The organism is Cruoricaptor ignavus (assembly GCF_900141665.1).
GTDB classification, from domain to species: domain Bacteria; phylum Bacteroidota; class Bacteroidia; order Flavobacteriales; family Weeksellaceae; genus Cruoricaptor; species Cruoricaptor ignavus.
The window spans coordinates 1-9,285 of the sequence record NZ_FQYI01000016.1 but is presented as its reverse complement, the minus strand read 5'-3'; the positions used below and the strand labels follow the sequence as shown (position 1 = coordinate 9,285).

Below are 9,285 nucleotides of genomic sequence, written 5' to 3'. Positions count from 1 at the left end.
GAGGCTCCGTAAATCTTGATTTTTTCATTGCTTTTTTTCCAAAGTTAAAGTTAATACTCCAATTTTAACCTGTCTGAAAAAAGCAGCCATGTACCAGAAGTCTCTCATTTCTTCCACGGTGGTCAGTTTTTGGGAATTAGGACCTTGACGGACATATATCGCTCCCGAAAACACATAAGGTTTATTGTCTCCTGACGGAACTTCAATCACTACAATTTCTTTACTTTCGATTTCCATTGCATAAATTTCACAATGAAGAGACGGAGATATTTCCCTGATGGAGTTTTGTAATGAAGAGTGCTTTGAATTATCAAAAGAAACTCCTTGAATACTATTACTATCGTCAACACCTATCAAAAGTGTGCCTCCTGCTGCATTTGCGAAAGCACATATTTCCTCCGTAATTTCTTTAATCTTTGAAGGAAAACTTAACTTAAATTCCGCATTATATCCCTCTCCGGAAGAAATAATAGACTTTATTTCAATTTCTGTAAACATATAATTATAGTATTTTACTCTTAACAGGAAATTTTATTTTAGTGGATAGCAAATCAATTTTCAATTTCCTCTGCTTTACTTTTCCAATAAAAATCATCTAATTTCCAAGTGTGGTCTCTAATTTCTTTAACCAAATCTTTTAATTCATCTGAATAGTCTGTTTCTCCATAACTCATTTCTATTTCTGTTTGCACTGTCCATAGAGATCTGCTAAGAAAATTTATGTATTTTTTTAATTCGTTAATTCTATTCTCTGAAAGTGCTCTATCTTTTTGCAAAATGCATTGTTCAGAAATATTGTTAGCATTAAGTAAATATTCACCTTCTTCTTTTTTTAGAAATCCTAAACTATATGCTACTTTTTCAGAAGCCTTAAAATTATCTAATCCGATCTTATCTTCTTTTATGGTTATTCGTTGCTCGCTTCTTGATAAAAATAAGTGAGGTATAATTGTAGCTCTCATAGCTTTTGTCAGATATCCTTTCCCTCTATAACCTGAATGAACATACCAATGTAAATCTCTTCGCATATCAAATACAACGGCAACAAAAATATTTTGATCATTTTTTATTAAATAAAAATAATCTGGTCCATCATAAGATGAAACATTATCTGTTACTTTAGGTTTTTCTATCCAAATTTTGGCAAAATCAACAGAAGAGCTTAAAGATTTTGAAAACATTAAAAAAGATGATGTTTCATTCTGATTTAATCTATCCAGTAATAGTTGCAACGATTCGCTTGTCATTTAATTACAGAAATTATTAAATTACCATTCAATTTCATAGATTTCATTATCATCATTCAACTCCATATCTTGAATTTGGCATTTATGATTTTTTGCTTCAGAGCGCATAAAATTGAGTAATTCTTTATATTCATCCGAAGAATATACAGCTGTTCTCATCAGATCGCCTAATTTTCTAAAGGAAATTTTGCCTCCCTTCATTTCAAAAAATCTTAAATTTATATGTCTCATATACAAGTATAAATATTCATTTCCTGCGCAAATGGCATCATCAAAATAGGGTAATAATGCTATGGCTCCAATAGGATCATAATCTTTCATTGCTTTTTCTACCCAATATTCTATATGCAATATCATTGCAATATCCGCCTTATTGGTTTGAACCAACTTCATATTATACTTAATGGTAGCGAGTGTAAAAAGTATATGTACCCAAGAAACTTTAAACCCATAATATGGAGTTTCTTCAAAATAATAGTGACTGGTATCCCTCGTAAGTCTGCTACCATATGATGCTTTTCGTAATTCATAAGAGAAACTACTTATCAAATTATCTTTATCTTCCGAACCTCGAATTCCAGCAGGAATATCATCCCCCCAAAACTTTGAGATAACATCATATAGATATTGTAAGTCAGCACGGGTTCCCCATAACTCAACTCCTATTCCTTTTTTAGTTGGTACAGCGTATATCATAATCAAAATTTGAATTTGAACAAATTTATTAAAGATTTTACTTTGATGTAGAAACTTTACCTTCTCCTCGAAAAACTTACCTTATTCTCAACTTCCTCCGCTAATTCAATTTCTGCGATTTCCATTTTTTCATCCTCAAAAGATGGAACTGCACCAAACAATTTTACATTCTCATCAGCCCGCTCTTTTACATAATCCTGTTTGAGATTTTCCAGCAATTGTTTCTGTTTTTCTAGGGTGTATGTAATCACCAAATCATTTTTCACTTCCGGGAGTTTTTCTAATTCTTTTTCTAAGGCCTCAATCTTTTCATCGGTGGACTTGGTCTGTTTTTCAATTTCCTCTACATTGACGCCTTTGCCTGCCAACTCACTAATTTTTTCATTTACCAATTGTTTAGCAGCATCAATATTTTTCTGATAGAATGAAAGTTGATTTTTCCAATAATCTGAATTTGCACTTCCATCATTAGAATATCCCAAAATACGGTTGTAGTCGTTCTGGGCTTTGGTTACACCTTCCTGTATTTTCAAAAAGTCCTGATGCTTTCTAAGGATAAAAGCATTGTCTGCGACATACCTGCTTTTTTGATTTTCAATTCTCTTTTTCAGTAATTCAATCTCGATATTGGCTCTTGTCTCAGGGCTGGTAATGATAGCCGTTTTGAGTTCCTGTGTACTTATATCAGAAATATCCAAAACATCGGCTCCCTTTTTCATTGCTTCTAAATATCTTGCCTGTTTGGACTGCAATTTCTGGAGCATAAAAACATCAATACTGTCATTGGTCAGCATAAAATTAATGCGGACATTCTCATTTTGGTTACCCTGTCTCCATGCCCTACCCTCTACTTGTCGCAATGAGGTGAAATTATAGGGTAAAGAAAGCATATAAACATCAGTGGTATTTTTCTGTAAGTTCATTCCTTCTTGTATGGCTTCACTTCCAATAACCACTTTGATTTTCCCTTCATTAAAATTCTCCTGTATTTTTAATCGGTTGGATTTGGTGGTAGCTCCTGTGATAATTCCGATTTCTTCGGGTTGATAACCTATTTCTTTAACCAAATATTCTTTCAGTTTTGGAAATTCTGAAACCGCTAATTCAGAATAGATGATTTGTCCGGAATTAGGGATGTCTTTTTTATTCTGCCGTATTAAATCCATCGTCTGTTTGAGTTTTGGTGAATTTTCTATAAACTCTTCCAACGAAGGTTCTTCATCTTCATAATACGGAGATAGATAGGGAGAAATTGCAATCAGTCTGGCATTGAGGATATGCGTTAAAATGGCACCCTTTTGTGTTTCCTCAAAATTCTCATTGAGCATCTCATATTGCTCTTTGGTCAAATCATTTTGCTCAATTTTATATTCCTTGTTGATTTTATTGGGGCGTTTCAGTTCAGGATTGTCTTCCTCGCCTTTGATATCAATAAATTCTGAAAGCAGTTGCTGGAACAGGGAATTATTTTTAAAGCGTCTTACATTGGCTTTAAATTTAACATCGCCTTTGGCATCAATTTCCATATCGTTATCCGCCTCCATAAAGGTTTCAAAAAAGGTATTCACATTAAAATAACCTGATTCCTCCAATCGTTTGTTGGCAATGAGTGATAAAATAGAATAATACTCCAATGGTTTATTGGTAAATGGTGTAGCGGATAGAAGTGTTACATTTCTGCCATCATTTTGCTCCTGAATATATTGTGCTACCATCCAGGTATTGATTCCCAATTTTGAAGTCTGCTGGTTTTGACTTCTAAAGTCAGACGCAAAACGGCGATCTTCTATTCTTACTTTACCAACGATGTGGTTAGCATTATGGACTTCATCATAAGTAAGATGGTCAAACCCAAAATCTTCCCAATCGTAGATTTTTCCGCGTTTCATTTTTCCAACGAGTTCTTTTTCCTTTTCAAGTTCCTTTTGAAAATCTCTCTCGCTAATGGAATTGACACTTTTAAGTTCACTCTCTGAAATATACGAAAAGGTGGAAGCCAAACGCTGTGTAATATCTTCTTTGAAGCCTATATTATTAAAGCCTTCATAATTAACAATAGTAATTTCTCCGTCTTTATTGTCAAATTTAGAAAGGTCATAATCTTTTCCAAGATTGCCTAAAATATTCACTTTAGCATCGGGAATGGTCTCAAAAATGGTTTCTATCCATTGCTTGAGTATACTTTCATTCGGAACCACAATAAGCGGTCGCTTGGCATTACCTCTTTCCATGGCTTCGTGCATAGACAGAATTCCGGATAGGGTTTTTCCAAACCCGACTTCGTGCGCCAAAAGCCCGACACCCTTAGTCGTTTGCCTGCCTATTCCTGCTTTTTGAACTTCGGTTAGTGTGAGTGGTTTTCCTTTAAAATTTTGATAAATCTTTGAAAACAATGGAAATTTGGAATAATCTGGAACATAGATGTTATTGTAGTTTCTGTTAAATTCTTTTACATATCGCTCTCTAAGGTCTTCAGATAATTCTTCTCTCAAAAACTTTTGGAACAAATCATTGGCAGCAGCTTTTCTTCTCTCCCGAATAAGGGCGTTTCGTTCTTTGTCGCTCCCGGTTACATTTTCATTGTCTACAAAACTCCAAACTTCCCAGTAGGATGAACCTGCAAAGGCATCACTGCTGAGTTTGCTGACAAAACTTTTGAATTCATCCGCAAGGCTTTTAGGCTCTTTAATGATTTCCATTTTTTGGCTGTCCGCATTCCACTGTTCTCTTTCTTTTTCTCCGATAATAAAGTTATGGACAACTCGTGGTTGGGACTCATAAAAATTTGGTCTAAGTTTTTAGGTTTCGGCAAAACGCTTTGTAAAAGTGCTTTCTGTTTTTCGTATTGGCTCTCCATTCCACCTACCGAAAATTTGTCTGCGAAGTCTTTTTCCAGTTGCTCTAATTTGGCGTAGATATTCCCTTCAGCATAATAGAAATCGTGCATCCATTTGCCGTCGTGATAATTGGCAAATTGGTAATGTTTTCCGTGATTATTGAGCGTTCCGTCATATTCCGTATCCCGGAATGCTGCTATTTGTTCTTGAGATAAATCGGGACTGTTTTGAAGTGCCGTTTCTACAATAGCATCCGGCTTTTTGAAATGGTATTTTAAAATTCCTTTTTTTATTTCGGGTTGCGTTTGAACCCGATATTCTGTATTTCGCTCGCTTTGTTTTTTAATGATTTTTTCTGCCTTTTCATTAATCTCCGACAGGCTTTCTGAATCAAACTTTTCAGGCGTTTTAGTAATATCCTTTAATAGGTTTTCATATTTAGATATTTCAGATTCTACGGCCGGGCTTTTAAACTTGATTTCTCCCAGTTTTGATAAGGCATTTTTAATATTTTCCTTTGCTTCATTAAGTGCCTTTTCTTCTATTGATGCGCCCGATTTTTCCTCTAAATTAATGATGGCTTCTTTGGATTCCGTATTTTGTTTAGGAAATGGATCCTGATTAAAAAAGTCTTCAAACAAATTGCCTATCCGAAGCGTTTCTTTTTTATTTTGAAGATGAACTATCTTTTGCAAGGCTTCTTCCAAACTGCCATGCACATACTGCTCCGGTCTTCCAAAACGATTGGTTTTTTCACGGATTTCCCCTAAAATATGTTCGGGATGTTTTTCAAAATATCCGGAAATATCCTCCGAAATTTTATGCGTATTCTTTTTAAGAATGATAATATCTGTGCCCACCTGCGTCCCTTGAAATACTCCTGAAGGTAGCCGAAGGGCATCGATAAGCTCTGCTTCTTTAAGTTTAGTCTGGCGGTTCAACCAGCCCGAAGGCAGCACCATAGCAAGGATACCATCCCGTTTAAGAACATCCAGGGACCGCTTGACGAAATAATCTTCGTATTTGGAGAGTTTGGGCTCTTCTCCCAAACCTTTGTAATAACCTCTATGGTCGCCATAAGGTGGATTACCAATAATCAAATCGTATTTTTGGCTAAAGTCTTTTTTCTGCCCTCTATCGTCGATAAACTCAGTTTCAAAGGAACGAAGATGAATATTAGCTTCCGGGTGGAGTATTTTTGCAATCTTTGCCGTTGTTTCGTTGATTTCAAAGGCGGTTATATTGGCTTTAATACCTAAATCTTTGGCAGAATATAGAAAATTGCCAGTGCCTACACTTGGCTCTAAAACAAAGATTTCATTTTGGGCATGTACTCTGTTTTTGATAAAGTTACGAACGGCATCAACAATTTTAGCATCCGTGTAGTATTCATCTAAAATACCACGACCTTCTTTTGCCGTGCCGCCACTTTTATACCGAGAACAAATATCCTTGAGGTCTTCGTGAGATGCTAAGTGATGTTTTAAATGGATTTTTTGACCATCTCCAACAGTGGTAACAAGATTTACAATCTCCGAGATTTGCTCATTGCTGATCTTTTGACCTTTGTATTGGGCAATGCGTTTCTCTAAGTTTTCAATTTCAGATAAGTCTGATGCTGGAATTCTTAATCCTGTATCGGATAGAGTTCTCCCGGATAGGATTCCGCCCACGGAATGTTCTCTTCTCGCATTTTCTGCATCATTTTTCTGTTGTGTTCCGTCGTCGGATCTTCCTCTACCTCCGTTTCCCAAACGCTGCTTATTTCCGCCTGTAAGTCCATTTCCAACATCTTGGCTGACCAAAGCAGATCTTCCGATGTAATTTCGGTCTTGCTCGGATTGGCTCTTTTGCTCAGTTGCTCCAAGGTTTCGTGCAGCCTTTTCTGGCTCCAATTGCTCAGTATCGGAAAGTCTTTGGGGTTCAGTGTTATTTCGTTGCTCATTGGAATTATTTTTGGCTTGGACTAAATTAAAATTTTTGGTTTGATTTTCATTTTGATTCTCAATCTTTTTTTTTAGATAATCATTGAGGCTCAGATGTTCTTTTCCAATTCCATATAAAGGACGGATATCTTTGATGTTTTTATCTTTTAGCTCATTTAGTATTTCTTGCGTTGCTGATCTTCCCGAATGGTCCCCGGAAAGGCACAGAAATATCTTTCCTTCATAATACCGGAAATGATTTGTAAGTTGGCCAGCATTTCCTAATTGATGCAACACCGCCATACTCCTGTTATTGGTCTGTGAATTCAACCGGAGCAGTTCTAAAAAAGCTTGTTTGTCTATTTCTGACTGAAATACGATGAGTTCATTTTTGGCTCCCTCGGTTATGGAGATATTTTTAACTGGAAGTCCGGTATATAGGCTGTTACTCACGGTTTTTATTGTTGACGAATTGGTTGTAATCGAAAAGTTCTTTAGCTGCAGCATCCCAATTCTTCCTTGGGAGCAGTTGCAGGCTGACAAATACATCGGTCTTTTTATTATAGTAGTCGATGCGCTCTAATCTTCCTCCGTAATCTTCCTCGGCATGGCGGTAAAGAGAGTACGGCATTATCGTATCTGTGGGATAAATGTAAAAACGACTGTAAGTCCAGGGTGAATTGATTTCAAAGCGTTTATAGTTTTTTCGGAACAAGAGCGTGTCTGGGAGTTTTCTCCTGTTTTGGTAGTTGGGGATATGCTCTTTTGAAAAAATTGCGCCTTCTTTTTTATTCCATACGAGAACTGCTTTTTGCTGTTTATTTAGCTCTGAAAAAATAATATTGCTGCCCTCTGTATTTTCCAAAGGGAAACAAAGAGAATCTTTGATATAATAGACCTTCCTGTTAAACTCCTGAACTTCCAAATCCGGAATTATTTCCACCATCTGGTTCTGAAAATAGTTGAGTTTCGATAGATGGAAGCTCTGCATTTTGTCCAAACCTTTTGAGGCATTAAAATAAACATTGGAAACGAGGTCTATTCCACCTTTCTCAGACTGTATTTTCTTATGGCAGGACTGAATCGTCATAAAGGATAGAGTAAGTATTAATAGCTTAAAATAATTTTTCATAAAGTTTTGTATTTTGTAATAATATTTTTAATTTTGTAATATTAATCCGATTGATTTTAAAAAGTGAGGGTCATATCAAAAAAATCTCTGGTAATGTTCTATACCCATCACGCCGATGCTAAATTGGCATTAGAGCATTGGTATAGTACGGTATCAGCAGCAGAATGGAACAATTTTGCAGACATTAGAAAAGATTTTAATAGCGTTGATAGTGTAGGTAATCAAAGATTTGTTTTTAATATCAAAGGCAATCATTACCGTATCGTGGCTCTTATTCTTTTTTCAGTCCAACAGGTATATATCCGGTTTGTAGGCACTCATAGTGATTATGATAAAATTAACGACATAAAAAACATTTGATATGATAAAAAATGAAACCCAATACGAAGCAATTATGGCCCGTATTGATGAACTTCTTAAAATAGTGGACGACCAAACTCCTGCAACAGATAAAAATATGATTGAATTGATGCTTTTGTCTGATGCTGTAGAAGTTTATGAGAATATCCATTATCCTATTGCTACACCTTCTTTGGTGGATACGATTAAATTTAAGATGCATGAAATGAACCTTACACAGGCAAAGCTGGCTGAGCTTTTAGGCGTGTCTGCTCCACGTATTAGCGAATATCTTTCCGGGAAAAGCGAACCGACTTTACAAGTGGCTAAAAACATCCACAAAAAACTGAACATCAGTGCAAATATCATCTTGCAATAAAACCATACAATAGAAGACAACAAAGGCTGCCACACACCAAGCAGCCTTCTGTCATCTCTACTGCAACAAGCTATCTTTTAATGCTTTGCTCCCGGGCATTTGCTTTTTCATTTTTCTGCTCCTGTTCCATGCCTTCCAAAGCCTTATTGGTGTTGATACGGTTCATATCGCTGTCATACAGGTTTAAATTCTTGTATTGGGGATTGAGGACGGCTTTGCCTTCCACCACCTTGTCATTCATTTCAAATTTTACCTTTACCACATTGCCTTTTTCCAAAGATTTGATGGTGTTGTCCTTGTATTCAGGCTTACCGAAAATCAGATTAGATTTTTCAACGATTTTCTGGGTATCTACACCATAATTTTGATAAAAGTTCTGAAATTTATAATTTCCGTTATATCAAATTCAGAAAAAGAGCTAATGGCACTTATATGGAAAATGGAAAAAGCTTTTATGAAGGATATAATAGAGGCATATTCTAATCCAAAGCCTGCACCAACATCAATTGCCACTCTTTTAAAAAGACTTTATAACAAAAAATTTATTGACAACAAAGTTTATGGAAATTCTAGAGAATATTTTCCATTGGTTGATAAGGAAAATTATTTAAATATAGAAATTACTAAATTGATTAATTGAGGTCATAGTTTAATTACATACCAAATTTTCCTGACTGATATGCTCTCTCTCCACCATTCTCTTGATGAGGTTGTTGAAAATAGTGTCCTT

Annotated in this window: 10 protein-coding genes; 3 read left to right on the top strand and 7 right to left on the bottom strand. The window is 35.6% G+C overall.

Features of this window, described 5'->3' with window-relative positions:
* Window positions 1–24 precede the first annotated feature (24 nt).
* From BUB43_RS10715 to BUB43_RS10690, 6 genes are read right to left on the bottom strand one after another with little or no spacing between them, the layout of a single operon-like run.
* On the bottom strand, window positions 25–498 hold the full coding sequence (locus tag BUB43_RS10715) for an AlbA family DNA-binding domain-containing protein (protein ID WP_073180995.1): 474 nt from the start codon (window positions 496–498) through the stop codon (window positions 25–27).
* Between the two features lie 53 nt (window positions 499–551).
* The gene (locus tag BUB43_RS10710; RefSeq protein ID WP_143154112.1) at window positions 552–1,247 is read right to left on the bottom strand and encodes a GNAT family N-acetyltransferase; all 696 of its coding nucleotides are present in this window, start codon (window positions 1,245–1,247) and stop codon (window positions 552–554) included.
* Between the two features lie 21 nt (window positions 1,248–1,268).
* Window positions 1,269–1,943: a DUF6904 family protein gene (locus BUB43_RS10705; protein WP_073180991.1), complete on the bottom strand. Its 675-nt coding sequence runs from the start codon at window positions 1,941–1,943 to the stop codon at window positions 1,269–1,271.
* 56 nt (window positions 1,944–1,999) lie between these two features.
* Window positions 2,000–4,642, bottom strand: a complete 2,643-nt coding sequence (locus BUB43_RS11505) for a helicase-related protein (RefSeq protein WP_073180989.1) — start codon at window positions 4,640–4,642, stop codon at window positions 2,000–2,002.
* On the bottom strand, window positions 4,528–7,212 hold the full coding sequence (locus tag BUB43_RS11500; protein ID WP_260200813.1) for an HsdM family class I SAM-dependent methyltransferase: 2,685 nt from the start codon (window positions 7,210–7,212) through the stop codon (window positions 4,528–4,530). The genes BUB43_RS11505 and BUB43_RS11500 overlap by 115 nt, the downstream gene beginning before the upstream one ends.
* Window positions 7,151–7,837 (bottom strand): hypothetical protein, encoded by a 687-nt coding sequence (locus tag BUB43_RS10690; protein WP_073180985.1) that lies wholly within the window; start codon window positions 7,835–7,837, stop codon window positions 7,151–7,153. Before BUB43_RS10690 ends, BUB43_RS11500 begins: the two co-directional genes overlap by 62 nt.
* Before the next feature lie 93 nt (window positions 7,838–7,930).
* Here BUB43_RS10690 and BUB43_RS10685 point away from each other — a divergent pair, with 93 nt between their 5' ends.
* Window positions 7,931–8,197 carry a type II toxin-antitoxin system HigB family toxin gene (locus tag BUB43_RS10685; protein WP_221404013.1) on the top strand — a complete coding sequence of 89 codons (267 nt, stop codon included), beginning with the start codon at window positions 7,931–7,933 and terminating at the stop codon, window positions 8,195–8,197.
* 1 nt (window position 8,198) lies between these two features.
* Window positions 8,199–8,555: a helix-turn-helix domain-containing protein gene (locus BUB43_RS10680; protein ID WP_073180981.1), complete on the top strand. Its 357-nt coding sequence runs from the start codon at window positions 8,199–8,201 to the stop codon at window positions 8,553–8,555.
* Between the two features lie 70 nt (window positions 8,556–8,625).
* Here BUB43_RS10680 and BUB43_RS11365 read toward each other — a convergent pair whose 3' ends face one another.
* On the bottom strand, window positions 8,626–8,832 hold the full coding sequence (locus BUB43_RS11365) for a hypothetical protein (protein ID WP_185113773.1): 207 nt from the start codon (window positions 8,830–8,832) through the stop codon (window positions 8,626–8,628).
* Window positions 8,833–8,919: 87 nt separating this feature from the next.
* On the opposite strand from BUB43_RS11365, the gene BUB43_RS10670 reads away from it, so the two are divergent.
* Window positions 8,920–9,195, top strand: a complete 276-nt coding sequence (locus tag BUB43_RS10670; RefSeq protein WP_073180979.1) for a BlaI/MecI/CopY family transcriptional regulator — start codon at window positions 8,920–8,922, stop codon at window positions 9,193–9,195.
* The last annotated feature ends 90 nt before the right edge of the window (window positions 9,196–9,285 follow it).

Excerpts from the sequence above, each read along its gene's own strand:
- BUB43_RS10715 (WP_073180995.1), bottom strand. The coding sequence starts at position 498 with ATGTTTACAGAAATTGAAATAAAGTCTATTATTTCTTCCGGAGAGGGA.
- BUB43_RS10710 (WP_143154112.1), bottom strand. The coding sequence starts at position 1,247 with ATGACAAGCGAATCGTTGCAACTATTACTGGATAGATTAAATCAGAAT.
- BUB43_RS10705 (WP_073180991.1), bottom strand. The coding sequence starts at position 1,943 with ATGATATACGCTGTACCAACTAAAAAAGGAATAGGAGTTGAGTTATGG.
- BUB43_RS11505 (WP_073180989.1), bottom strand. The coding sequence starts at position 4,642 with ATGGAAATCATTAAAGAGCCTAAAAGCCTTGCGGATGAATTCAAAAGT.
- BUB43_RS11500 (WP_260200813.1), bottom strand. The coding sequence starts at position 7,212 with ATGCTGCAGCTAAAGAACTTTTCGATTACAACCAATTCGTCAACAATA.
- BUB43_RS10690 (WP_073180985.1), bottom strand. The coding sequence starts at position 7,837 with ATGAAAAATTATTTTAAGCTATTAATACTTACTCTATCCTTTATGACG.
- BUB43_RS10685 (WP_221404013.1), top strand. The coding sequence starts at position 7,931 with ATGTTCTATACCCATCACGCCGATGCTAAATTGGCATTAGAGCATTGG.
- BUB43_RS10680 (WP_073180981.1), top strand. The coding sequence starts at position 8,199 with ATGATAAAAAATGAAACCCAATACGAAGCAATTATGGCCCGTATTGAT.